The sequence below is a fragment of the Legionella maioricensis genome (genome assembly GCF_023618015.1).
GTDB classification, from domain to species: Bacteria; Pseudomonadota; Gammaproteobacteria; order Legionellales; family Legionellaceae; genus Legionella; species Legionella maioricensis.
Genome location: NZ_JAJKBJ010000006.1, coordinates 1 through 24,664, shown reverse-complemented (window position 1 = coordinate 24,664; position 24,664 = coordinate 1). Strand labels below are relative to the sequence as shown.

Genomic DNA, 24,664 nt, shown 5'->3' with positions numbered 1-24,664 from the left:
ACCCAGGCTACGTCTTTAATATATTTCAGAAATTATCTTAAGTAAGTGCCACTCTTCTGATTCAACTGTCGAACGCAAACTTTATTCCATCTGACCAGCTAAACTTTTCGAGACTACTTCTCTTAAATCCCGAGATAATTTCAGTTTGGCAAGCTGCTCCAGCTGTTGTTTCATTAAAGCTTGCCGAGGCTTGTCATAACTTTGCCAACGAGTAAACGGGGTTGCCAGGCGTGCGGCAATTTGTGAATTCAATTTATCAACCTTAGCCAACATCTCACCCAAGAATACATAACCGCTTCCATCAATGGCATGAAAGTTACGGGGATTAGCCAGACAAAAAGCCCCTACAATGGCACGAACCTTATTGGGATTTTTGATATTAAATGCCGGGTGCTGTAATAGTTGTTTCACCTGGGTTAACGTTCCTGGCAATTCCGAGGCAGCCTGGATGGCAAACCACTTATCAACTACTAACTCTTCTTTAGACCATTGCTTATAAAAATCATCAATTGCCTGGGTCCGACTGGCACTATCGGAACAATTAACCAATAAGCCAAAACTGGCGAGCTGATCTGTCATTGTTCGTCCAGCGGCAAATTGTTGCTTGCAGGTATCCAAAGTTGCAGCCTCATTGGCTTTCATCATCAAGCACAGACATACGTTGCGCAACTCTCGATGTTCATAATCTTGATAGTTCTTAATATGACTCTCTTCTTGCCATAGTTTTTTATACACTTGAGCCAATTCTGAAAACAAATTCAACCCCAACTGCTCACGAAAATAATCCCGCACTGCTTCAACGCGCGCCACATCCACTAAATCAATAGTTGCCGCTACCTCTTCAAAACCGGGGGGAGAAAGCAATTCAGCACGTAAATCAGTATCTAAAGAGTCATCAAGCAACACGTGTTTGAAAGCGGCAATCAGTGCTTCTGGAATCTGCCAATCGTCAGCAGATGATTTTAAACAATCGGTTAAACAGTTCAGCACCAGGCGCTGCGCGGCATCCCATTTAGCATAGCCGTCCGTTTCATAGCGTAATAAAAATAATAACTCCTCCTGACTGAGCTCATCTTTGATGCGAACTGGGGCGGAAAACTCTCGTAATACAGAAACAACTGGCTTTTCGCTTAGCCCTGCAAAAACGAAGTCTTGCTCACTTTCTTTAAGCTCCAAAATGTCTTTATCAATGGGCAGCATTTGGCCTTTAGAGTTAAACAACGCAATGCGAATAGGAATATGGAATGGTTTTTTATCCTGACCATCAGGAGTCATAGGACAACTTTGTTGCAAAGTCAGTGTCAATCGTCCTTGTGAATAGGCGCTTTTAACTTGAACCGCGGGAGTTCCGGCTTGACTATACCACAGTTTAAACTGGGTGAGATCCACGCCATTGGCATCCTCCATAGCCGCTACGAAATCATCTATAGTTACCGCTTGACCATCATGGCGTTCAAAATATAAGTCCATACCTCGCCTGAATCCTTCTTTACCCAGCAACGTATGTTGCATGCGAATAACTTCTGCTCCTTTGCTATAAATGGTCGCAGTATAAAAATTATTAATTTCCTGATAAGACTCAGGTCTTACTGGATGAGCCATTGCTCCAGAGTCCTCTGGAAATTGCGAGCTGCGCAATCCGTCAACATCGACAATGCGAAAGACATCCCGTGAGTTCATGTCTCGAGAAAACTCCTGATCACGAAATACGGTCAATCCCTCTTTCAAACTTAATTGAAACCAATCGCGACAGGTTACTCTGTTGCCTGTCCAATTATGGAAATACTCATGGGCTACCACGCTCTCAACCCCTACAAAATCAGCATCGGTCGCTGTATCGGGACGAGCAAGAATGTATTTGGAATTAAAAATATTTAGTCCTTTGTTTTCCATAGCCCCCATATTAAAATCACTGACCGCCACTATCATAAAAATATCCAAATCATATTCTCGGCCATAAACCTCTTCATCCCAACGCATGGCCTTTTTCAATGACTCCATGGCATAAGCACATTTGTCTTCATTTCCAGGTTCAACATAAATTCGCAAAGCAACAGTCCGTCCGGAGCAGGTAGTAAACTCATCACTCACACAAGCCAAATCACCAGCGACTAAAGCAAACAAATACGAAGGTTTTTTAAAAGGGTCCTGCCACACAACCCAGTGACGACCGTCAGGAGTTGCGCCTGAGTCGATTAAATTTCCATTAGATAAAAGAACCGGGTAGTGTTTTTTTTCAGCAGAAATACGCGTGGTATAGGTTCCTAATACATCGGGCCTATCGAGAAAATAAGTAATTCGTCTAAACCCTTCTGCTTCACATTGAGTACAAAATAAATGATTGGAACGGTAAAGGCCTGATAATTCAGTATTATCTTGTGGGCGAATGCGGGTGACTATATCCAGTGTCATTGCATCAGGGCAGTGTTCTATAATGAGATCATCCTCTTCCAGTTTGTATGCGGAAGGCTCTAATTTCAAACCATTCATATGCACGCTGACCAGCTCTAACTCATCGCCATATAAATGCAAAGCCCCTTCATGCTGACGAATTAATTTAATTTTACTGCTCACCAAAGCATGGTCATCATACAAATCAAAACTTAAATCGACGGTATCCACGCTAAACGAAGGAGGTTGGTAATTTTTCAAGTAAATGGTGGTGTCTGGCATAATCGATGCATTCCTTAAAAAAACAATTAAATTGATTGAGTTAATTATAAAAATTAATTTGTGAAGATACTATTTAGCTACTAGTTTAGCTACTATACTAAGAATAACAAATACAAAAAAAGAATCACGTTATATCCTTACTCAGGGATAAGTAAAAGGGGATGGCACATGAATACACAAGATTTTTTAACCAGTTATACCAAACGCTTTGTGGATAACAAAGAAGAAGATTTGAGTTTGGATGAGTATCTGGAGTTATGTAAAACGGACCCTTCAGCTTATGCTAATCCAGCAGAACGCCTGTTAATGGCCATAGGCGAACCTGAAATGATTGATACGCGCCACGACCCGGTTTTGTCTCGTATCTTTTCCAATAAAGTCATTCAGCACTACCCTGTATTCAAAGACTTTTATGGCATGGAAGAGCCCATTGAACAAATCGTCGGATTTTTAAAACATGCCGCTCAGGGATTAGAAGAAACAAAACAAGTACTTTACCTCTTAGGTCCCGTGGGCGGTGGTAAATCTTCAGTGGCAGAGAAATTAAAAGACCTAATGGAAAAAGTTCCTTTCTATGCCATCAAGGGGTCTCCGGTATTTGAATCGCCATTGTCTTTGTTTAATCCCGCAGAAGATGGTGAGCTGCTCCTTGAGCGTTTTGGCATCCCCACGCGCTACTTACGTTATTTAATGTCGCCATGGGCAGTAAAACGATTACAAGAATTCAACGGTGATATCAGCAAATTTAGGGTAATCAAGATCAAACCCTCTCGCTTAAAACAAGTTGCTATTGCAAAGACGGAGCCTGGCGATGAGAACAATCAGGATATTTCTTCTCTGGTAGGTAAGGTGGATATTCGTAAACTGGAGGAGTATTCGCAAGACGATCCAGATGCCTATAGCTTTTCAGGTGGTCTGTGTCGAGCCAACCGCGGCCTTTTAGAATTTGTTGAAATGTTTAAAGCACCGATTAAGGTACTTCATCCATTATTAACCGCCACTCAGGAAGGCAATTATAATGCGACGGAAGGATTATCGGCCATCCCATTTGAGGGAATCATCTTAGCTCACTCCAATGAATCAGAATGGCAAACATTCCGCAACAATAAGAATAATGAAGCCTTTATCGATAGGATAAACATAGTAAAAGTTCCCTACTGTCTGCGCGTTTCTGAAGAGTTAAAAATTTATCAAAAATTGATCGACAATAGCTCTTTAGCTAAAGCTCAGTGTGCCCCAGGAACCCTCGATATGCTGGCGCAATTTTCAGTATTAACGCGTTTAAAAGAACCGCAAAATTCAAGTATTTATTCTAAAATGCGCGTTTACAATGGTGAAAGCTTAAAAGATACCGACCCTAAAGCCAAATCTTATCAAGAATATCGGGACTTTGCGGGTGTTGATGAAGGAATGAGCGGCGTATCAACTCGTTTTGCCTTTAAAATTCTCTCCAAAGTATTCAACTTTGACCACAGTGAAATTGCAGCGAACCCTGTTCATCTGATGTATGTTCTGGAACGACAAATTGAACAAGAACAATTTCCTCAGGAATTACAGGAAAATTACCTGGCTTTTATCAAAGAGTACTTATCAACAAAATATGTTGAGTTTATTGGCAAGGAAATTCAAACCGCTTATTTGGAATCCTATTCTGAATATGGACAAAATATTTTTGACCGTTACATTACTTATGCCGATTTCTGGATACAGGATCAAGATTATCGTGATCCGGATACTGGTGAAATTTTTGACCGCGGCTTGTTAAATCTGGAGCTGGAAAAAATAGAAAAACCGGCAGGGATCTCTAATCCTAAAGATTTCCGTAATGAAGTAGTTAATTTTGTCTTACGTGCCAGAGCAAATAACAGAGGCAAAAATCCAGTTTGGAATAGCTATGAAAAACTAAAATCTGTCATTGAGAAAAAAATGTTTACCAATACCGAAGATTTATTACCGGTTATTTCTTTCAATGCAAAAGCATCTGAAGATGATAAGAAAAAACACGAGGAATTTATCTCGCGGATGGTAGAAAAAGGCTACACACGCAAACAAGTTCGGTTACTTTGTGAATGGTACTTGCGAGTACGTAAATCGCAATAATGTTGTAACCCCTAAGGTGTTATGAGAAAACAGTCAGGGTTGACGTCTCTTGCTTAAAAGACGATAACAAACGTGATGACTCACACAACCCTGACCAAAATAAACCTTACCCTGTGCAAGGTGTGGAGCGAACAATTATGTCGCAATTAATAGATAGACGACAAAATGCAGGTAAAAAAAGTACGGTTAATCGCCAACGCTTTCTTCGCCGCTATAAAAATCAAATCAAACGTGCCGTCTCTGATGCAGTAGGTAAACGCAGTATTACCGAAATTGATCAAGGCGAACAAATCACTATTCCAGCAAAGGATATTTCTGAACCGCGATTTCATCGAGGCCAGGGAGGGCATGTTGAACGGATATTACCAGGAAATGATAACTTCATTACTGGCGACCGAGTAAGAAGACCTAGTGGCGGCGGTGCGGGAGGAGATGGAGATAGTGCCAGCGATAGTGGTGAAGGTGAAGATAATTTTGTTTTTGAACTATCGCGAGAAGAATTTTTAGAGCTCTATTTTGAAGACTTGGAGTTGCCCGATTTAGTTAAAAAAGAATTAGCACGCCTCAGTACTTATAAAACCGTCAGGGCAGGAGTATCCACCAGTGGTATTCCCAATAACATTAATGTATTACGTTCAATGAAACAAGCCACCGGACGTCGAGTCGCATTGGCTTCACCCTATAAAAAACAATTAAAAGAAATTGAGGATGAATTAGAGCGCCTCGTGCGTTCCCCGGATCCGGACAAGGCCATTATTTTAAAATTGCAAACAGAAATTGAACTTTTAAAAAAGAAAATTCAGACTGTTCCTTTTATAGATACGATAGACCTGCGTTATAATCATCGCGTACGCATTTCAGCACCTTCAACCCAGGCCGTTATGTTCTGTGTGATGGATGTCTCCGGCTCTATGGATGAAGCCAAAAAAGACATTGCCAAACGCTTTTTTATTTTACTTTATATGTTTCTCACCAAAAATTACGAAAAAATTGAATTAGTTTTTATTCGTCATCATACCTCGGCTAAAGAAGTAAATGAGGAAGAGTTTTTTTATTCTCGAGAAACTGGTGGTACCGTAGTTTCAAGTGCCCTGGAGTTATTGAATGCGGTTATAGAAGCTCGCTACCCGCCCCAGGCGTGGAATATCTATGTCGCTCAAGCCTCTGATGGCGATAATTGGAATGCAGACTCCCCCTATTGTCAGGAGTTGCTCCAGGAAAAAATTATGCCCTTACTGCAATATTTTGCCTACATAGAAATCATGCCGCGTCATCATCAAAGCTTATGGGAAGTGTATCAACAAATAAAAGAACATCACCCCAACTTTGCTATGGAAAACATCGATACAGTAGCCGATATTTATCCGGTATTTCGCGAATTGTTTAAAAGGAAAACCGTATGAAAAAAAAGCCTTTATCAACTGGCGCAGAATGGACTTTCGAGTTAATCCAGGCTTATGACCGCGAAATATCCCGCATTGCCAAAAGTTTTAAACTCGACACCTACCCCAATCAAATTGAGGTCATTACAGCAGAACAAATGATGGATGCCTATGCATCCGTCGGAATGCCTATAGGCTATCATCATTGGTCTTTTGGTAAGCATTTTGTTGGGGTTGAAAAAAGCTATAAAAGAGGACAAATGGGCTTGGCTTATGAATTAGTAATTAATTCAAATCCCTGCATTTCCTACTTAATGGAAGAAAATACCATGGCCATGCAAGCCCTGGTTATAGCTCATGCCTGTTATGGCCATAATTCTTTTTTTAAAAACAATTACTTATTTAAAATGTGGACCTCCGCTGATGCAATTATTGACTATTTGGTTTTTGCTAAAAAATACATCAGTGACTGCGAACAACGCTATGGTATTGATGAAGTGGAAACCGTGCTTGATGCCTGTCATGCCCTAATGAATTATGGAGTAGATCGATACAAGCACCCTGCCGCTCTGTCCATCCAGGAAGAAAAAATAAGGCAACAAAACCGGGAAATTTATTTACAATCCCAAATCAATGAATTATGGCGAACCATACCCCATAGCAAACCGGAAGATGAAAACAAACAAAAGCAGCGTTTTCCAGCAGAGCCTCAGGAAAATATTTTATATTTTATTGAAAAAAATGCGCCCCTGTTAGAACATTGGCAACGAGAAATCGTCCGTATAGTAAGAAAAATTGCCCAATATTTTTACCCTCAAGGTCAAACCAAAGTAATGAATGAGGGCTGGGCGTGTTTTTGGCATTATACTATTTTACATGCCTTATACGACGAAGGTTTGGTCACTGATGAATTTATGTTGGAAATTCTGCAAAATCATACCAACGTGATCATGCAGGTCCCCTACAATAGCCCCTATTATAATGGTATTAATCCCTACACCCTGGGCTATCATATGATGCAAGACATCAAGCGAATTTGCGAAAATCCTACCGATGAAGACAAGCAATGGTTTCCCTATTTAGCAAATACAGATTGGTTGACCAGTCTGGACACTGCAATGCGCAATTACAAGGATGAAAGTTTCATTGCCCAATATTTATCTCCTAAATTAATACGAGATTTAAAATTATTCCATATAATAGACGATGATCGGAGCCCAGAATTATATATTAATGCCATTCATGACGAGTTTGGATACCAACAAATAAGAGAAGCGTTATCCAGGCAATATAATTTAGGTTATTTGGAACCGGATATTCAGGTTTATTCAGTGGATTTACAAGGAGATCGCTCCCTCACCCTACGATACACGCAACAAAATCGCGTACCACTAGGGGATACAACTGCGGATGTGTTGAAACATCTTCATACTTTATGGAAGTTTCCCGTTATCTTACAAGCGGTAGATACAGAAAATAAGATTACCGCAGAATTTATTTGCCCGCCATTACCTGGTAATAAAACGGGCGAGAGTGAACTGTAGAAATTCTAGCCAGCCCCTCTTTAACCGGACCTGGCTACAAGCCTATGCTATTAAGCCCATCCACAAGACGCTCAAACTTCTCTTTATCACTATCCTCACCAGTTAATTCATTTAAACTATTCCTACTTGGATTAAACATGGTGAAGTATGTTGGCGTCTCTTTACCTGTTATCAATGGAGACTCTTCTGTTAATGGGAGCTCGTTAGCCTTACATTTTTTGTCAAACATATCTTAACTCTCTATCTAGATTTTATAAAAAAATGGAACCAGTAATGTTAATCAATTAACACTGGCCTAATAATAGCAAACTTTCTGAACCACGCCATATATTTTTTACACAGCATGCTCATTTATAATCAATGATGAGCTAAAAATCACATAAGCGTAAATTTTTTTCTCTTACTCGAGTAACCAAGATGTTTGGTTTGCTAAGCTTAAGAAAGAAAGGTGGTATAGGTACAGGCAAATTCATACAAGGCCTGATTATGTTGCTTCAGAATCAAGACCATACCCAGAAGTACCTTTGAGACGGCCTTGATCCTGATTCAACTGAAAGAATTTATATTGCTAAATCAATTATAACTAGGTGAAGGAGACACTTCTTCTGTTTCAGCATTTGAATGGGGTAACACAGATTTTATTCCGCTACCAATCAAATCAACCAAGTTAATAAATGGACTTACAACGGCAACAACTAGCAGATATACTGAACCTTTCAATGAGTCACCAGCCTCTTTAATATTTTCTTTTGCACTTGCCGTGTTTAAAAGTAGTAAACTTCCTATTGCTTTTAATACTTCAAATCCTGCTTTTAAAGCAAAAAATGCCGAAAAGCCGGTGAAAATTAGTGGAGCAGTAATAACAGAGGCAGTCCTGTAAAGAAAATCTGCTGGAGATTGATAAGGTTTAAAAAAAACGGAGCTTACCGCTTGATTGCTTCTAGCTGTTGCTCCTGCTCTAGCAGTGGTTCCCGCAAGCTTAAGGATGATATGTGTCATGTAGTAGCCCTTTTATAGTTCAAATCGCGTTTATTATAATCGATATTTATTAAGGTTTTATTAAATGGAGAAAGAATCAAGACTAAAACTAAGAATAAACAACTTAAAATAGCTTCTTTCTTTACTATTTAAATTGAAAGCCAGTTAAATCTGCCCCTATTTCTAAGGGAATGGCCGGTTCTAATTCTACTTTATCATTCTCAGCAGTATTTATTTTTATCCGACCAATTTCAGTTTCAATTTTATTGCGCTCCAACTTAATCAAAAGAACGCCTTCTTGATTAACTGGAATAAAATTCTTTGCCCCATCAGCAATAATAAGTTGAATACATAATGTTTTTTTAAGAGAAAATAACGACCCATAAACACTATCCAAACAAATCTCAACCCCAATTTTGCAACCTAAAAAATCTTTAATCGGATCATCATATTGGCCTGATTTAAAATAAACGCGCCGTAAATCCATAAAATTTAAAAAACCTTCATCGGTGTAATCAAAATCATAACTGGTATGAGGATGTTTTTTTTTGTACTTTTGTACCTCTCCCTGATAGAAAAAATAAGCGGTATTACGATAATAAGGATGGGGATCAGACTTAGCATTCTTATACCAACAAATAGTTCCGGGAACAATGAGCATGTCCGTGCCAATCGATAATTCTTTTAATTTATTTTTAAATTCATTTTTTTGTTGCTGGGTATAATATCTTCTATAACAAAGCTCTGAAAGATCCTTGAATAGGTACTCAGGAGCTACAAACAATGCAGAAGGCGGTGATGGGGGCAAGGGTATCGCGTTTGCTGAGGCGGCAGTTGAGGTCTTGTCTTTTAATGCGCGACTAAAACTATTTATTTTATTCTTAACCCAGAACCTGGCCGACTTTTTGCCGTTACCATGACTGTTTTTAATCTGCTGCTCGGTGTCCGAAATTACCTCTTGCTGCATGCTTTTTTTAGCAAGAAGAATCTGCTCCTCCAAGATCTTTAAGCGTTTTTCAAAAGGAAAAGAATAAAAATCATCATTGGGTTGAAAAGCAAATACCCTAATATTTAATGGATTAGCTATTTTATCCTGATTTGCATCCTGCTCTGCAGAAATATGTTGGGCCAACATAAAAAATCAATTGCCAAATAAATTCATTGTAAACAACATCACTGATAAAGCAAATTGAACGTCTTTACAAGAAATGTAAATTGCACTGTTTATAACAAATTACAGGAACTAGACTTAACCATGGGAGCATGCAAATCCTTATATATTTCGGTTACATTTATCAATAAAGAATTAGCGGCCAAACTCAATTTATTTTTTTCATCAAAAGTACACAAATGATTGTTTAGCAACGCCACGCAGGCTTCATAGTCATCACTGAGAAGAACGCCCTCATCAGTAGGACCTTGATTTTGAAGAACAACAGGCTGCTCCATAATATGTAAGAGTACTTGTCCAAAATGTCGTGGCTCCTGCACATTAGAAAAAATTAACAGGGCTCGTTGATGCATTAAAAACCGAGGGTCATTAAAAAGTTCTGCTATTAAATTTAATAATGGCTGAACTTGATCGAATTTCGTGTTAGTAAACCATGCTTTACTATTTATCCCTATGACAGTTTCTTTTCTTTTGCTCAAACTGATTTGCCACTCTTGTAATTTAAGAATTAGCGGATCATCAGAAAGAAAAATACCCTGTTGAGCTTGCGTTTCCTTAACCAGATCAATTAACTCATCTAATGAAATATCTTTTTGCAAATGATTCAACATCTTTTGAGCTGTGGATCTAAGTTTATTATCTTTATTCTTTATATAAGATTTAAGCCAAGCAGCGTACGATTCAATTATTGAGTTTTGCATCTATATACTCTGAAAAATAAAAAATGACAAATATTATATCACAAAGACAATATATTGCACAATGCGAGATATAATTGTTAACTTAACGAGTTATATAAGAAAAATCTGCCCTGGATTGGAAATGATCCAAGGCAATATGAAGAAAATTATTCAGAGGCTAATTCCATTGCAAAAGCCAAAGCTAACTTGGAAAAGTTAGTCATATGCTCCAGGCTTAACAGATCCATAGTATCAGAAGAGCTGTGAATATAAGGGTTATGATCTTCAAAGTTAGATTCACATGGGAAAGCAGCAGGAATTCCTTCCTCTGTCCAGGAGGCATGGTCACTGCAACCATATCCGCAACGGGAATAATCAACCGGTACATGAATATAAGTATCAATTAATTTTGCTACATAATTACTCAAACCTTTATGCGTATAATCGGTAAATACCCACATAGTAGGATCTTTGGGATCAACACGATAGCCGGTCATGTCAAACTGTATCGCGGCTTTAACTGGAATGGAGTGCTCAACAAAATGTTGCACCACATATTGAGAGCCCACTAAACCACGCTCTTCAGCAGCATACCAAATAATATAAATAGGACGCTTAAAAGTTGTTTGAGAGGCTAATAAAACCCGTGCTGCTTCCATAATACTGGAGGAACCACTTCCATCATCACCAGCACCAGGCATACGACCATCCAGGGTATCCATGTGCGCGCCAATCACGATAGCAGGGGCTTTAATATCTTTACCAATAACGGTCACTAATGAAGGTTGTTTATACCATCCTGTGTCCACCAAAAAAGTTGCAGTATCGTCACGACCATACTCAATCGCCATGGCTTCAAAGGTCGATTTCAGCCAATGAGCGGTTTCAACTCCCGTATTTTTAGTTGCGGAACGATTATGATACGTCGTTAAATGAGTTAAAGTTTGCCAAATATTATCCGCGACAACTTCTTTCAAAGCAGCATTTACTTCGTCCTGATGTTTAATCTCATAGACTTCAGCATTTAATTGGCTTGCTTTAAGAGATTTAGTACCGCTTTTTTTAAGTATGTTTTGTGCAGCTTGCTGCCTGGTCAGTAACGAGACACCTGATAATTTATGACTCACATTCACAAAATGGCCGCATTTAACTTGATCGGCTAAAACAGTCAGATTATCTACATCAGTCGAGGGCACATCGATGATTTTAAATTGCTTGTTTTCTGCCAGAATTTCATAAGATTTAGTGAGCTTGGCTGCCAGACACTGCGGTACCTGCAATTGTTCATGAACAGTGGGGCTTGCCGCAAAAGCTGAATTACCCGCAAGTATTAGACCCGCAGTAACACAGGTCATCCATTGATTTAAATGCATTTCCTCTCCTAAGTTATTTGCCATCATTAACGATCCTACATGATGAAGAAAATCATGCAAGCAAACTTTTCCAGAAAAAACAATTACCCTGATGTTCTATTTTTGCTCTTTTTGGTATTGATAATCATTTTCATTTAGAGTAAAGTTTTACTTCCAATATCAATGGGCAAATATACTACAATGAATACAAAAAACAAACCCATAACTCCTCAAAAGATTCTCTCTCACTTTACTGTTGGAATGCTTACCATAGGTGCCAGCCTGATTCTGGGCTGTTTAAGCTTAAGTGGAATGTATGCTCTATCACCATTCTTACCTTTCGCATTAGCCGCATTTGGCTTATCAGTTGCTTATGAAGGTGAAATTTATTTACAGAATATTAAAGGCGCATTAGAGAAACTGTTTAAAAGGAATTATCTTGAAAACTACATGGCCAAGGAATACTTATTGGAGAATTTTCCAGAAGACACTCATGATCCTGATTGCCCTCAGTTTTTCAAGGACTATAAAAAACAACTTAAATTATTAAGTGCCTTTGGTCATAAAGAATTAAATAAAGAAAGCAAAAACAAAAAAAAACAGATAGAAAAAAAACTACGGGACATGGAGAAATGGTTTGCCCTGCAATTATTTTCAGCTAAAAATAAAACAACCGGGGATGAATCCATTTATGCTCAGCAATTACAGTTCTGGCTTGAGCAACATGGGCAACAGGTGTGGCAAGAACGTATTAAGGCGCGCCGATCCAAGTTTAATATAGCAAAAGGATTTAGCCTTTTAGCCGGACTATTCATGGGGCTTGGCAGTACCTACCTTATTGTAGAAGCCTTTAGTGTTATCCCCTTTTTGGCCGTTATTCCCTTCGCCTTCTGGCCCATAATGATTGTCCCCATGGCTTTAATTGCGGGAGTTGCCTATGGCATGCTGACTTTCAATACCATTACAGACTTAATTAACAATAATACCGTCATTAAATGGTACAACAGATTACGGCATGACTTAAGTCAGGGATTAACCGTTCGCAATGTCTTTATGACAACGATGGCTGTTCTGCTTGTCGGATTAGCTATTGCGCTGACTATTTGTACCGCGGGCACCTGGTGGACAGTGGCTACTAATGCTCGCCCCCTGTTTGAGTGGATGAAGAGAATGCCCAGTTTTGTTATGGGAGTAATTAATCCAGTCATTACCGGTTTGTCCGCCATATTTTTTAATATTCAAAATACGGCTGAGTCCTTGGATTTGATAGATGAGGCAATCCAAGGTAATGAAAACATCTTCCAAAGAACTTATAGAGCAATAACAGAGAGCCTCGCTCATTTGCGGGCCACTGAAAATTGGCTCCAAATAGTAAACCCTTTTCGTCTTATTTTAAAACTAACCATCACGCCACTGCGTATCTTACTTTTTTTAGGGCACTTAATCAGTATTGCCGTGACCTCTGATCGCATGCCTGGAGTACCGCAAATAGTGGCCGTGCTAACGGCTATGATTAGTGAGGGATTTGAAGACGCGCCTTATTTTATAGGCCATGCTCATCCCGCCCACGACTCCCATCCTCATGATTTTCGAACGTTGTTGAAAGAACATCTGGATGGAGATGAGGGTCACACTCACGATGGCGATATCCCTACGTGGGTTCTGAAGACGATTACTTTACCGCTCTATGCACTGGCGGCACTCTGGGATTCCGGAGCCAGTACGCTCAACCGTTCTCAAGGCTATAAGCAAAAAGAAGAGTCCATACAAAGCCCCTATACTCATCAGCGACGAGTTCTTTCTCTGCAGGAGGCCTGGAATAAACAAAGAGGCATCAAAGAAGAAGAGCATGTTGAATTACCTTCTAAAGCAAAACATCCCTCAAAAGAGTGGTCAGTAGAACATGCTGTTTTTCTCATCGAAAAATATCAAACAAAACATTTTGAGAACATCCAGGTTGATCCTGAGTTGGCAGAGGAAAAAGTACGTGAACTGGATGTTTTAAAAAATAAAATACGAACAAGTACCTCAAGTGAAACATTAGCTGAAACGTTGGTTCAAGCCAGAAACCAACCGGTTTATAATCAACATCGGTGGTTTGCTCAAGCAGCAAAAACCAGCACTCAAATGTTTATTGAAGATTTGCCTGAACGCGTCAATGTAATGAGATAAGGGAAAACGTCATCCAGTGCGACGAAGCTCCCTCGTCGCAAGCTCCTCGGGATGACCGAAAGCGGCTTAAGTCAATGGATGAGGGGGTAACGAAGTGAAACCTGGGGTTCGAGCCTGCGGACTGCCACAGACTACTTTAGTATTTTTTCCTATTAATTCTGTTTCATTAGGCGGGTCAGCACACTTCCCGGACCAATTTCGATAAATTCAGACTCCCCTTTAGTTTTTAAATAACTAATGGTTTCCGCCCATCGTACCGAACTCGTCAATTGCTTTACTAAACATTCTTTAATGGTGTTTTGAATATAGGGCCGGGCGGTGACATTAGAGATGACCTCCGTATGCAGAGGCATGAATTCAAACGGGATGATGAATTGTTCAAATTCATTAGCCATTAATTGCATGTATCTCGAATGAAAAGCCCCACTCACTCGAAGTGGAATACACATAGACGCCTCTGTAGCCAGGATGTCCTGAGCTCGATTAATATCCTCTGCGACACCGGAAATAACCATTTGATTGCTTGAATTAAAATTCGCATAATCAATGGTATCTAATTCATTTTCCTGGAGTAACCCTTTAATTCGCTCCAGCGGTAAACCAATGACGGCCAACATTCCCCCGCCACGTACCTGAGCCATGAGTTCGCCACGTTTTTTAACCAGCTTTAAACCTGTAATAAAATCAAAAGCACCGGCAGCAAATAAAGCAGAATATTCCCCCAGACTGTGTCCGATACAATATTGTGGCTTTAAGGCGTCTCTGCTTTTGGCGAGAAAAGTGAGTGCTTCTATAATATACAAAGCAGGTTGGGTGAATTGGGTATTGCCTAATTGTTGTCCGGGATCATTAATGCATAACTCTTCTATAGAGTATCCGAGTACTTCATTGGCTTGTTTTACTTGTTGGGGGAATTGGCTAAATAAATCCCCCCCCATCCCTTTTACTTGAGAGCCTTGCCCAGGAAACATGTAAGTGGTCATAAATCCCTACGTCGCTAAATGAAATGTTCATCAGATTTTATTGGAATTATAGTATACAAAAAGGCCTAGCTTTGTCATTAAGGCATGAAGATATAATTTGTTGGAATAACGAGATTCATATTAAGTATCGTTCTAGTAATTTAAATGGTGTTAGGAATAAAACTATTACTCCTAATGTAGTGCAAGTATCTAATGAGCTAATGAAATTATACAGCACTTATGTGAGTACACTTGATCAAAATAAGCTCACCGAATATGTGTTTCTAAATCTTACAACATACGAAGCACCTCAGGATAAGTATTGTGATGAATATCATGAGCAATTTCTCATTACATTCGCTTTGACATTTTCCGGGGGTATTTGAAAGTTAGAAATTTGCTCAGGACGAGTACGTTTCATAATGGGGCTCATGCCCTTCATCAACAGTCTCATCCGGAATGTCAGGAATTAGAATATCGGCATTGTCTTTTTGTATTATTGACGGATTTGAGTTTTGAGGTGATGGATTGGCTTGTTCACTCGTCGTATTTTGTTGTGTATTGACTGGAGAAGCCATACCTTCATCACAGAAGCTTCTAAGTATTTTGGAATGAGAATCTGATTCAGGAATAATCATTGTGGGAATTTCATCGCACTCTCTTTGAAATCCCAGTTTTTCCTTAACGGACTCACCAAGGTCATGCAGTTTCTCTCTCAAATAATGATAAGGTCCAAGTAAACCGAAATGGTTATTATTTTGAGCTGTTCGGACAACGTCGAGCGTAGCCAAACTTCCTATTGATGCACCTGCTATTGATGCAGTTGTTAATCCTCCAATAGGGTCTAATCCTCCAATAGCTACCCCCACTACTACACCAATTGCCCCTCCGGCCAATGCACCAAAGCTGATGGGTATGGCCAGTTCCAGTTGTGAAATGACTGAATCTGATTCATACTTTCTTCCAGTCAATAGACTTCGCCATTTACCTGTCAGGGTGTTAGATTCCGTTAATTCGTTATTTTTATCTTCCTTCAATTGAGACACTGAAAAGAAAGTAAATGCATAATCAGGTAATCGTTGATTGTCGTATTGATTCATCAGTTTGTAGGCAGAGATAAACTGTTCTTTATTATCAAACAAAAATACACCATGATTTGCATCAGCATATCTGATTTTCTGATCGTCCTGAATGCTTAAATAGGTTCCATGTCTACCGTGCTTACATTGCAGAGTGACGGACAAATCCTCCCCTACATGTTCGGATGCAATTTTGTACAACTTCTCAGCTTGTTGCGTTAAAGAAGGACAGAAGGTCTTGGTGGTTAATCGAGTTGTTTTAATATACTTTTGATCTTTTTCTCGATTACTTTGATTTCTTTGATATTTATAAATTGCTTTATTAAATTCAATATGTTCTTTACCTTTGTTTTTATAAGGGCTTAAATCAGAATCCGCCATACTCATGGTTAAACCATAGCATCCCCCAAGGGAAGTACCCAGCTCTTTCATTTCTCCTTGAACGAGTTTATTAACTAGTAAGCGACTATTTAACAATGCCTTGTACTGTTCATTAATTTCGGACGGAGATTCTTTAAGGCGGTGAGTTTCGGAATCTGAATTAGGATCATCCGATTGATGGATTTGTTTTCGACCATCTTTGACGATTGTTAAATCTTTAATAATAAATCTAAATAATTTATTTAACCCAGGGTCACTACAGTTAGCTTTATAATCTCTTAAGCATTCAATTAAATCACCAAGATCCTTTTGTTTACTTTCGTTATAACCCTCTTGACCGATCGATTTTAACCTGGCTTTAACATCCTCTAGAAAGAGTCTCTCTTCATCTTCTAGGGGCCGAACAGGATTGTTAAGTGCCTGTTTTACTCGATCCGCACAACTATAAATGCTCATAATGAGGACTCCAGGAATGGCCTTAAATAAGGCCATATTGCATTATTATAACACAAAATTGTCGGGTGAGAACGATAGATACCTTATACGAATGAATTTCCAATTGGCTCCCACGGCCTACAGGCCTCGGCTGCCCGAGGAATCCAGTTGATGTTCAAAGCAACATCATAACGTGAATGCTTGCTTAATTTATTGATAAATTAAAGCAAACTCATAATATAGAGGTCCGGCCGGGATTCTGACGAAAAGGACCGCCTTGTGTTCATTATTAATTCAATTTGACTTCTTCCTTTAATTTCTCTCTATTCCCAGCGGCTAGATAAGCTTTTTTAATTCAGCCATTACCTCCATTAATGAGTTAAGCACCATAAACAAGTTGGTGTATCACGGTGCTAATAAGTATTAAATACAAATTGGTAGATTAATAATTAAACAAAAGCCACCGATTTTGTTTAATTACTTTTTGCATTAGAGTGTGAGATCCAGAGCATTAGGCCAAAAACGAGTCTGTTTCAATAAGACGATTAACTTAGCATGCTCTTCAATCCTGCCAAATGAGACTTGGCTAGATTTTTAGATTTTTCTTCGCAACGCTCGCCACTCTTACCAAACCATTCGAGGCTGTCTTGGGGTAGTTCTTCTAAAAATCTACTGGGCTGACAGTCCTGAAGTTCTCCTGCTCGACGTCGTTGCTTCGCCAGAGTAAAGCATAATCCTTTTTGTGCTCGAGTTACTCCTACATAGGCCAACCGCCGTTCCTCTTCAATTTGCTCCTCATCTATACTTACTCTGTGAGGCAATAATTCTTCCTCCATACCCACGAGATAAACATAGGGAAACTCTAATCCTTTTGATGCATGCAAAGTCATTAATTGAAGGGTTTCTGTATCCTGTTCGTCTGACTGCTCCAAGATATCAATTAAGATTAATTTATTGACCACATCAGCCAGTGTTTGCTCTGGTTTTTTAGTTAACAAACGCCCTACCCATTCAAGTAATTCCCAGACGTTATCCATCCTTTTTTGCGCTTTTGCCGGAGTATCAGTTTGCTCATAAATATAAGCCTCATAACCGCTGTCTTCGACCATTTGTCTCAAATGCTCCACTATAGAACCCGAAGCCAAGGACTTTTTAATTTCATCTATCCAACTTTTAAATGATTGCAACGCAGCACGCGGTTTGTCTGCAATGAGCTCGGTTAATGCCAAATGATCCGCACCGGCATAAAGACTTATTTCTCTGCTTTGCACATAACGTCCCAAGACATCAAGACTTGCATCACCTATACCTCGTTTGGGTGTATTGATAACCCGTAAAAATGCGGCATCATCTGCTTCATTACACAACAATTTTAAATAGGCAAATACATCTTTAACCTCTGCTTTGGCAAACCATGATTGCCCCCCACTGATGCGATAAGGAATACCGTAATGCCTTAATACTTTTTCAAATATTCGAGATTGATGATTTCCCCGGTACAAAATGGCGTAATCGCCATAATTCGTTCTGGCCCTCATTTTATGGCTAATTAAATCAGCGACCACGTGCTCTGCTTCATCATTTTCATCTTTACAACTAATAACCCGTAACAACTCCCCATGACCTAATTCGCTCCATAGTTTTTTTTCAAACAGATGCTCATTATGAGAGATTAAATGATTAGCCGCATGCAAAATTCTACTGGTCGAACGGTAGTTTTGTTCCAGTTTTATCACTTTTAATTGGGGGTAATCTTTTTGTAATTGCGCTAAATTTTCGGGCTTGGCGCCCCGCCAGGCATAAATTGACTGATCATCATCACCTACGACGGTAAAATGCGCGCGGACGCCAACCAGTTTTTTTACTAAAAGATACTGACTGGTATTGGAGTCCTGATACTCGTCTACTAGTAAATGACGAATTTTATTTTGCCAATATTCTAAAACCTCCGGGTGCTCACTTAACAAACTGACGGGAAGTCGAATCAGATCGTCAAAATCTACCGCATTATATGCTTTAAGTGCCTGTTGATAACGGGGATAGATTAATGCCGCTTCCTCAAATAAAGGAGCATCTGGCGCTTTTTTCAGTACTAATTCAGGGGATAAAAAATCATTTTTCCAACGTGAAATTTGCTGCTGAATTTGTAAAATAAAGTCGCGTTCATTGGCTTTATTAGCTGGAAGAAAACCACGCAAAACCTGCAAACAGTCTTCGCTGTCAAAAATGGAAAATCCCTTCTTTAAATTACATAAAGCCACATTACGTTTAATCATACTTAAACCTAAAGTATGAAAGGTGGCAACTTTCAAACCCCGGCGACTGGCGGCAGGTAAAAATGCTGCGATACGCGCACGCATTTCATTAGCGGCTTTGTTAGTAAAAGTAACGGCACATACAGATTGGGCAGCATAACCACAAGTATTAATTAAATAGCCAATTTTTTGCGTTATGACTCGAGTTTTACCGCTTCCAGCACCTGCCAGAACCAACAAAGGCCCATCTATATAATGTACTGCGGCCATTTGTTGGCTATTTAACATTCTTAATTCTCGTTCAAAAAAGGGGCATTATCGCCTACGCTCTCTTTTCTACGCAACTGTTAATTTATCGAGCGTTGTACGTCAAACTCTTCTTCATTATCGCATTCGATAAAATCAGGTTCTTTTTCAATCTCCTGGATATCTTCTATACCGAACAACACTTTATCTATTTTTTTAAATAGAGGAATAAGTATGCCTGAATTTTTCATGATAGTTCCTTTTTCTTTGGAGGGTTTTAAAAGGATAGTTCAAGAACTTTATTTCTCCAGTAAACAGATAAAATAAATTTAACCAAATTCTGCTGCAGAATAGAGTGCCCTACATAGAGCTCAGATTTTTTGCTAAAATGACCTAAATTTATAAATCAAACACCTCATTATGGATTTAACAGAAAACATAAGCCCAGCTTTAACTCATGTACCCGAGCTGATGCATGCCAATGCACTGCCACAACACAGACCAATACCAACAAAACGTATTATTTTTATGGGAATGCTTTTCGTCAGCTTTCTTATTGTATCTAATTTAACTGCTTTTAAAGTAGTTGAAATTTATTTAACCAAGGATTTTTTCATCAATTTTCCAGCCGCCTTAATTTTCTTTCCCTTAACTTATTTTTTTGATGATATTTTAACGGAAGTTTATGGCTTTAAAGTTAGTCGTTTGATCATCTGGGGTGGTCTTGCCTGCAGCGCTTTTGTTACCTTATTTACCTGGTTGGCGGTGCAATTACCTGCATCACCCATTTGGGATAAAAACACCAATCACGGTGCCCATGCTTATGAACTGGTGTTCAGCGGTTCATTAAGAGTATTTCTCGCCTCAATGATCGCCTATTTTTTGGGCGAGTTCTTAAACTCAATAATCTTAGCCCATTTAAAAGTAATTACCGCAGGTAAATATTTGTCATTGCGAGTAATGAGCAGCACGGCTGTAGGTGCTGGAGTTGATAGTGTTATTTTCTGCACTATTGCTTTTTGGAATATCATGCCCGTCCATGTTATCTGGGAGATTATTTTAACCCAATATCTGTTAAAGTTAGGATATGAATTTATTATGCTTCCCATAACCTATTCATTAACCCGTTACCTAAAAAAATCCGATCAGATGGATTATTTCGATACTGATACCCAATTTAATCCTTTTTCCCTGCGCTTAACGGATTAGATAAACCTGAAGGTAAATATAGGTGGAATATTCCAATGAGCAAAAAGGTAGCCTGGCTGCTCGCAACTCAATCTTATACATCTCTGAAAACCTATCTCAGCCCCCAGCTCAAGACTCACCTGGGCCTATGGAAAGATAGTATTTGTACGCCCGCCAATACGATCACGGGCTTCAAGAATAATATAATTAGTGATTCCGTGGTCTTGTAAATAATGCGCCGCCTCTAAACCTGCAACTCCGGCACCAATAATAATCACTTTATAGTGTGATGAAGAGGCAGCTGCGGCTTGAATGGCTTCCAACAACAGCAAAAAGATTAAGGCTAAAATCCTGGCCAGCATAAAAGATTCCTACTTAATCAAGCGAATGAATACATACTGATGCCCTATTCAATTGCGATTTAACGGGGCGCAAATTCATCAAATATTGCGGCTCCTCCGTTAACAATATTGCTAACCGCATTATTAATTTCAGTACTGGTAGTCCCTGTTTGTGATGAAAAAAAGTTATTGGCCTGGTTCAAAGCATTGGGAACAGGTCGTCGGCTTTTGCCTAATTCATGTAATTGATATAAGGCAGCCCACGTAAGAGCAAGGGAAGCAGTCAAACCTATTTTGGCATTAAACGCATAAAGAGGTGCCAATATTAAGTTTCCAACCCCTAACACAACGGCCGTCTTCTTCGTTTCCTCGGTACTAACTTCCTCTTTTGGCATATCAACTCCTTTTGATATCGTTTTATTACAGCCTAAGTGAGGACCAGTAAAATTGCAAGGCAACAGAATATTACACGTTAATAATCTAAAAGCTCGCGAATCCGCTTAATATAATGATGAAGAGAAGGAGTATTGATAATAAATTCCCTCAATGGGGTATCAATATTAAAGAAAAGAATATTCGCCAAGAAACCATAACAACAGGCATCCAGGGCGTGTAAGCTATTACCGAAGATAAAATTATTCGTTCCCAACAGCGTATTGACTGCCTTCAGGTCGTCCACCCCTGCCTGGTAGATTTCCTGAGCACTGTATCGTCCAATTCCTTGATAATGATATTTTTCAATATTATATTTTCTTGCCCTCTCAAGAATTTCTTCGGGCAAATCCATAGGTTGCCGTAGAAATTCGGCTTTGAATAAAGGCCAATAACGTTCATCTTGCCAACGTGAATAAGACATCACCCAATACAAATGACCATCGAGCATTCTTGTAATCAAAAAATGAAGGTTCTTCTGGGATGAGGTAAGATCACTATCTAAAGTGATGTGATATTTTTTAGTTAAATAGCTGATTATAGAATTACTTTCAGTGACGACCGTTCCTTCATCAATGATATAGGGCAATTGCCCTCGAGGCGCGTCTTTGGTGTCCAGAACATGTTCGAGTTGGTATTGAAATTTAGTAAGTCTTAGAAAGGTATCGACCTTCAAGCCAAAGGGGTTATTATCTGGCAAACCAAACATTGGTGGATAAGAATATAAGATGATCATTCAAAATTCCTTTTCTGCTCAATTATATAAACCGAGAATGATTTCTGTTTAGCATAGCTCAATTAAATAAAAGAGGTTAATATGGATTTCTCTAACCTTTAGAATGCTGCGTACAAGGAGTTGCTCTTAAATGGTTCAATCCACTTTACGTTTATATAAGGCCTTCAAAAATTCATGGCAAGGACTTAAAAACGCCTGGCGTTTTCAATGGGCATTTAGAGTTGAAGTGGGTCTTTTTTTAATTGCCCTTCCCAGTGCCTTTTATATTGGCAAAAATGCAGTCGAATATGTTCTATTGCTTAGTTCTGTTCTTTTAATCCTTATCATGGAGTTAATCAACTCAGCAATAGAAACGACGGTGAATCGAATTGGTTTGGAGTATCATGAGTTATCGGGACTTGCTAAAGATTTAGCCTCATCGTCCATACTTGTCTCCATTCTTAACGCGCTCATTACCTGGGGCATTATTTTGTTGCATTAGCAGGCGCCCTGATACGTCAAAATAAAGAGAAAATGAATGGCGAAGTAAAAATAGCTTCAAAATAAGTCTATACTTCGTGTACACTGCGTGTTTTTAGATGTTTTTCTGCGGTCTTTGTCTCAATTTCTGACAGTTTCGCTAGAAGTCGAATGAGTTTCCTAATGAAAGAATCAGATACTTTACAACGTTTTATTTTTGAACATGCCAATATTCGTGGGGAAATTGTTCATATTGAAAAGACTTATCAAACCATAATGAGTCAACATGATTATCCCCCTATGGTTAAAAATTTGTTGGGGGAAGCCATTGTTTCGTGTCTGCTCCTGGCGAGCAGCATTAAATTTGAAGGCAACTTAAATCTACAGTTTCAAGGTGATGAGCGCTTGTCCTTGTTATTAGTACAATGTGACCACGAATTAAATATCAGAGCCTTTGCCAAATATGCAGAACATCTTGAAGTTATTGATTACGCCACTGCTTTTCTTCAAGGTCAGATGGTTCTTACGATTAGTCCACACAATCAAACTCAGATCTATCAAAGTATGGTACCTATTCAATCGACTTCCATGAGCGAAAACTTAATGACTTATTTCGCTCAATCAGAACAAATTGCCACGCGAGTCTGGCTTGCCGTTAATGAAGAGATGGCTGCAGGAATGTTGCTCCAATTGATGCCCGGACAAGATACCATTCAAAGAGAACAATTTTGGGAATATGCGGTACAATTGGGAGAAACGGTTAGTGAGCAGGAACTGCTTACTTTAGACAATCAAACCCTGCTTTATCGTCTCTATAATGAAACAGAAGTAAGAATATTTGAAAGTCGATCTACACGTTTTCGCTGCCGCTGTAACCCGGAGAAAATGAATCAAGTAGTCACCGTTCTTGGTGAAAAAGAAGCCAAAGAATTATTAAAAGAACAGGGCGTCATTACAGTTAAGTGTGATTTTTGTAACCAAAAATACACCCTTGACCCAATAGACGTCACCATGCTGTTTCACAAGTAGACTCTTTATTTTTTATCGTCGTTGCAAGACGATGATGATTTACTAGATTTCTTTCGAACTCACTATATCGGACGAAGTGCGGGAGCAACGAGGTGCAGAACTGGAGTGTACGCGCCAGTACACGAGGATTCGAGCACCGTACTGACGAAGCAATTCACCGATACAGTGGTGTTTCGAAAGAAGTCTACTGCAAAGTTAAATCTGTAGAAGATAAGACTCCCCCATCTGCTTGACTAAATTGCAGATACTCTCCACGCATCGCCTGTAATACTTGTTGTAAAGTGACGAATTGGGCACTTAATTGAAAATACAAATCAGCCGTCTGGCTATCGTGCAATTCGCCAACGGTCAAATAGGCGGCCTGACCCATATCAGAGAAATAACTAAGACTGACGTGCCGTTGTTCCGCTATCCCTGGAAAAAGACCACAAAACAACAGACTTTTATCCCCCACATCCCTTAATAATTCTACTTGGAGCTGACGAGGTTTACGCATTGACTCTAAAAAATCAAGCGCGACTACCGATTCAATGAGCTTTGGACCTTGAGAAAAACGCATTAATAAAAAAACCAAATAACTTTCAGTATTTTCATTCAAAATAAGCCGGGTAGCAGCTTGCGCTTCGTTTACCAAAGCATGCCATTGACTAATATCAGTGGGATGTAAAATCAGTTGCTTCATAAATACCCCCATTTCTTATCCCTCACTATTAGTCTAGCAAAGCTTATACCAATAAGATCTTTATTTTTAAAATAATTTTTACCGCGCGGGGCACTGCCATTAATTTAACGTCAGATTGGATTGTAGATACTGTCTTCGATGGTTCTTATCTCAAGCTGTCAGGCTAAGAGTCGCTCAGCTAATCTATAACAGATTTTTTCTGTTCCTACCTCCTGCGGCTTGTCCGCAGGATCCAGTCTGGTACTCCATTTCTGGATACCGCGAACAAGTCCCGGCACGGAGGCATGAGAAGAAAGACGCCCGCGTAGCTGTAGAAGAAAACTTAAGTAAACACTGTGTTTTTTTATTAATTAAGTCAATAAGTTAATTAAATATGAGCTCTAGCCT

Annotated in this window: 21 protein-coding genes; 7 read left to right on the top strand and 14 right to left on the bottom strand. The window is 39.3% G+C overall.

Annotated elements, in window-relative coordinates; genetic code table 11:
- Nucleotides 1-81: 81 nt before the first annotated feature.
- Nucleotides 82-2,673 (bottom strand): aminopeptidase N, encoded by a 2,592-nt coding sequence (pepN, locus tag LOX96_RS06735; RefSeq protein WP_250420837.1) that lies wholly within the window; start codon nucleotides 2,671-2,673, stop codon nucleotides 82-84.
- Nucleotides 2,674-2,841: 168 nt separating this feature from the next.
- Between pepN and LOX96_RS06730 the strand changes: the two genes are divergently transcribed.
- The 3 genes from LOX96_RS06730 (at nucleotide 2,842) to LOX96_RS06720 (ending at nucleotide 7,699) form a co-directional block, all read left to right on the top strand.
- Entirely contained in the window at nucleotides 2,842-4,773 is a 1,932-nt protein-coding gene (locus tag LOX96_RS06730) for a PrkA family serine protein kinase (RefSeq protein WP_250420836.1), read from the top strand.
- Nucleotides 4,774-4,910: 137 nt separating this feature from the next.
- Complete coding sequence (locus LOX96_RS06725; RefSeq protein WP_250420835.1) at nucleotides 4,911-6,176, top strand: YeaH/YhbH family protein; 1,266 nt, start codon at nucleotides 4,911-4,913, stop codon at nucleotides 6,174-6,176.
- Nucleotides 6,173-7,699, top strand: coding sequence for a SpoVR family protein (locus LOX96_RS06720; RefSeq protein WP_250420834.1), 1,527 nt, complete (start codon nucleotides 6,173-6,175; stop codon nucleotides 7,697-7,699). Before LOX96_RS06725 ends, LOX96_RS06720 begins: the two co-directional genes overlap by 4 nt.
- A gap of 34 nt (nucleotides 7,700-7,733) precedes the next feature.
- Here the strand turns inward: LOX96_RS06720 and LOX96_RS06715 are convergent, their stop codons facing one another.
- The 5 genes from LOX96_RS06715 to lapA form a co-directional block, all read right to left on the bottom strand.
- A complete protein-coding gene (locus LOX96_RS06715) occupies nucleotides 7,734-7,928 on the bottom strand; it encodes a hypothetical protein (protein ID WP_250420833.1) in 195 nt (64 codons plus the stop codon).
- Between the two features lie 344 nt (nucleotides 7,929-8,272).
- Entirely contained in the window at nucleotides 8,273-8,698 is a 426-nt protein-coding gene (locus LOX96_RS06710) for a hypothetical protein (RefSeq protein ID WP_250420832.1), read from the bottom strand.
- Between the two features lie 124 nt (nucleotides 8,699-8,822).
- A complete protein-coding gene (locus tag LOX96_RS06705; protein ID WP_250420831.1) occupies nucleotides 8,823-9,812 on the bottom strand; it encodes a carbon-nitrogen hydrolase family protein in 990 nt (329 codons plus the stop codon).
- A gap of 89 nt (nucleotides 9,813-9,901) precedes the next feature.
- Nucleotides 9,902-10,549, bottom strand: a complete 648-nt coding sequence (locus LOX96_RS06700) for a hypothetical protein (protein ID WP_250420830.1) — start codon at nucleotides 10,547-10,549, stop codon at nucleotides 9,902-9,904.
- Between the two features lie 146 nt (nucleotides 10,550-10,695).
- Nucleotides 10,696-11,901, bottom strand: coding sequence for an aminopeptidase LapA (gene lapA / locus LOX96_RS06695; protein WP_250420959.1), 1,206 nt, complete (start codon nucleotides 11,899-11,901; stop codon nucleotides 10,696-10,698).
- Nucleotides 11,902-12,081: 180 nt separating this feature from the next.
- Here lapA and LOX96_RS06690 point away from each other — a divergent pair, with 180 nt between their 5' ends.
- On the top strand, nucleotides 12,082-14,052 hold the full coding sequence (locus LOX96_RS06690; RefSeq protein ID WP_250420829.1) for a hypothetical protein: 1,971 nt from the start codon (nucleotides 12,082-12,084) through the stop codon (nucleotides 14,050-14,052).
- A gap of 152 nt (nucleotides 14,053-14,204) precedes the next feature.
- Here the strand turns inward: LOX96_RS06690 and fabD are convergent, their stop codons facing one another.
- From fabD to LOX96_RS06670, 4 genes are all read right to left on the bottom strand, one after another.
- Nucleotides 14,205-15,035 carry an ACP S-malonyltransferase gene (gene fabD / locus LOX96_RS06685; RefSeq protein WP_250420828.1) on the bottom strand — a complete coding sequence of 277 codons (831 nt, stop codon included), beginning with the start codon at nucleotides 15,033-15,035 and terminating at the stop codon, nucleotides 14,205-14,207.
- A 380-nt stretch (nucleotides 15,036-15,415) separates the two neighbouring features.
- The gene (locus LOX96_RS06680; protein WP_250420827.1) at nucleotides 15,416-16,930 is read right to left on the bottom strand and encodes a hypothetical protein; all 1,515 of its coding nucleotides are present in this window, start codon (nucleotides 16,928-16,930) and stop codon (nucleotides 15,416-15,418) included.
- A 524-nt stretch (nucleotides 16,931-17,454) separates the two neighbouring features.
- On the bottom strand, nucleotides 17,455-19,452 hold the full coding sequence (locus LOX96_RS06675; RefSeq protein ID WP_250420826.1) for a UvrD-helicase domain-containing protein: 1,998 nt from the start codon (nucleotides 19,450-19,452) through the stop codon (nucleotides 17,455-17,457).
- A 59-nt stretch (nucleotides 19,453-19,511) separates the two neighbouring features.
- Nucleotides 19,512-19,661 (bottom strand): hypothetical protein, encoded by a 150-nt coding sequence (locus LOX96_RS06670; RefSeq protein ID WP_250420825.1) that lies wholly within the window; start codon nucleotides 19,659-19,661, stop codon nucleotides 19,512-19,514.
- Nucleotides 19,662-19,830: 169 nt separating this feature from the next.
- Between LOX96_RS06670 and LOX96_RS06665 the strand changes: the two genes are divergently transcribed.
- On the top strand, nucleotides 19,831-20,619 hold the full coding sequence (locus LOX96_RS06665) for a queuosine precursor transporter (RefSeq protein ID WP_250420824.1): 789 nt from the start codon (nucleotides 19,831-19,833) through the stop codon (nucleotides 20,617-20,619).
- 125 nt (nucleotides 20,620-20,744) lie between these two features.
- Here the strand turns inward: LOX96_RS06665 and LOX96_RS06660 are convergent, their stop codons facing one another.
- From LOX96_RS06660 to LOX96_RS06650, 3 genes are all read right to left on the bottom strand, one after another.
- Nucleotides 20,745-20,960 (bottom strand): FAD-dependent oxidoreductase, encoded by a 216-nt coding sequence (locus tag LOX96_RS06660; protein WP_250420823.1) that lies wholly within the window; start codon nucleotides 20,958-20,960, stop codon nucleotides 20,745-20,747.
- A gap of 59 nt (nucleotides 20,961-21,019) precedes the next feature.
- Nucleotides 21,020-21,334, bottom strand: a complete 315-nt coding sequence (locus LOX96_RS06655; protein WP_250420822.1) for a hypothetical protein — start codon at nucleotides 21,332-21,334, stop codon at nucleotides 21,020-21,022.
- A gap of 77 nt (nucleotides 21,335-21,411) precedes the next feature.
- The gene (locus tag LOX96_RS06650) at nucleotides 21,412-22,107 is read right to left on the bottom strand and encodes a glutathione S-transferase family protein (RefSeq protein ID WP_250420821.1); all 696 of its coding nucleotides are present in this window, start codon (nucleotides 22,105-22,107) and stop codon (nucleotides 21,412-21,414) included.
- A gap of 130 nt (nucleotides 22,108-22,237) precedes the next feature.
- On the opposite strand from LOX96_RS06650, the gene LOX96_RS06645 reads away from it, so the two are divergent.
- Both LOX96_RS06645 and hslO read left to right on the top strand, forming a co-directional pair.
- The gene (locus LOX96_RS06645; RefSeq protein ID WP_250420820.1) at nucleotides 22,238-22,588 is read left to right on the top strand and encodes a diacylglycerol kinase; all 351 of its coding nucleotides are present in this window, start codon (nucleotides 22,238-22,240) and stop codon (nucleotides 22,586-22,588) included.
- A gap of 161 nt (nucleotides 22,589-22,749) precedes the next feature.
- A complete protein-coding gene (gene hslO / locus LOX96_RS06640) occupies nucleotides 22,750-23,595 on the top strand; it encodes an Hsp33 family molecular chaperone HslO (protein WP_250420819.1) in 846 nt (281 codons plus the stop codon).
- Between the two features lie 184 nt (nucleotides 23,596-23,779).
- Here the strand turns inward: hslO and LOX96_RS06635 are convergent, their stop codons facing one another.
- Entirely contained in the window at nucleotides 23,780-24,277 is a 498-nt protein-coding gene (locus LOX96_RS06635) for a hypothetical protein (RefSeq protein ID WP_250420818.1), read from the bottom strand.
- Nucleotides 24,278-24,664 lie beyond the last annotated feature (387 nt).

Coding starts and splice junctions, on each gene's coding strand:
- pepN (WP_250420837.1), bottom strand. CDS start 2,673: ATGCCAGACACCACCATTTACTTGAAAAATTACCAACCTCCTTCGTTT.
- LOX96_RS06730 (WP_250420836.1), top strand. CDS start 2,842: ATGAATACACAAGATTTTTTAACCAGTTATACCAAACGCTTTGTGGAT.
- LOX96_RS06725 (WP_250420835.1), top strand. CDS start 4,911: ATGTCGCAATTAATAGATAGACGACAAAATGCAGGTAAAAAAAGTACG.
- LOX96_RS06720 (WP_250420834.1), top strand. CDS start 6,173: ATGAAAAAAAAGCCTTTATCAACTGGCGCAGAATGGACTTTCGAGTTA.
- LOX96_RS06715 (WP_250420833.1), bottom strand. CDS start 7,928: ATGTTTGACAAAAAATGTAAGGCTAACGAGCTCCCATTAACAGAAGAG.
- LOX96_RS06710 (WP_250420832.1), bottom strand. CDS start 8,698: ATGACACATATCATCCTTAAGCTTGCGGGAACCACTGCTAGAGCAGGA.
- LOX96_RS06705 (WP_250420831.1), bottom strand. CDS start 9,812: ATGTTGGCCCAACATATTTCTGCAGAGCAGGATGCAAATCAGGATAAA.
- LOX96_RS06700 (WP_250420830.1), bottom strand. CDS start 10,549: ATGCAAAACTCAATAATTGAATCGTACGCTGCTTGGCTTAAATCTTAT.
- lapA (WP_250420959.1), bottom strand. CDS start 11,901: ATGCATTTAAATCAATGGATGACCTGTGTTACTGCGGGTCTAATACTT.
- LOX96_RS06690 (WP_250420829.1), top strand. CDS start 12,082: ATGAATACAAAAAACAAACCCATAACTCCTCAAAAGATTCTCTCTCAC.
- fabD (WP_250420828.1), bottom strand. CDS start 15,035: ATGACCACTTACATGTTTCCTGGGCAAGGCTCTCAAGTAAAAGGGATG.
- LOX96_RS06680 (WP_250420827.1), bottom strand. CDS start 16,930: ATGAGCATTTATAGTTGTGCGGATCGAGTAAAACAGGCACTTAACAAT.
- LOX96_RS06675 (WP_250420826.1), bottom strand. CDS start 19,452: ATGTTAAATAGCCAACAAATGGCCGCAGTACATTATATAGATGGGCCT.
- LOX96_RS06670 (WP_250420825.1), bottom strand. CDS start 19,661: ATGAAAAATTCAGGCATACTTATTCCTCTATTTAAAAAAATAGATAAA.
- LOX96_RS06665 (WP_250420824.1), top strand. CDS start 19,831: ATGGATTTAACAGAAAACATAAGCCCAGCTTTAACTCATGTACCCGAG.
- LOX96_RS06660 (WP_250420823.1), bottom strand. CDS start 20,960: ATGCTGGCCAGGATTTTAGCCTTAATCTTTTTGCTGTTGTTGGAAGCC.
- LOX96_RS06655 (WP_250420822.1), bottom strand. CDS start 21,334: ATGCCAAAAGAGGAAGTTAGTACCGAGGAAACGAAGAAGACGGCCGTT.
- LOX96_RS06650 (WP_250420821.1), bottom strand. CDS start 22,107: ATGATCATCTTATATTCTTATCCACCAATGTTTGGTTTGCCAGATAAT.
- LOX96_RS06645 (WP_250420820.1), top strand. CDS start 22,238: ATGGTTCAATCCACTTTACGTTTATATAAGGCCTTCAAAAATTCATGG.
- hslO (WP_250420819.1), top strand. CDS start 22,750: ATGAAAGAATCAGATACTTTACAACGTTTTATTTTTGAACATGCCAAT.
- LOX96_RS06635 (WP_250420818.1), bottom strand. CDS start 24,277: ATGAAGCAACTGATTTTACATCCCACTGATATTAGTCAATGGCATGCT.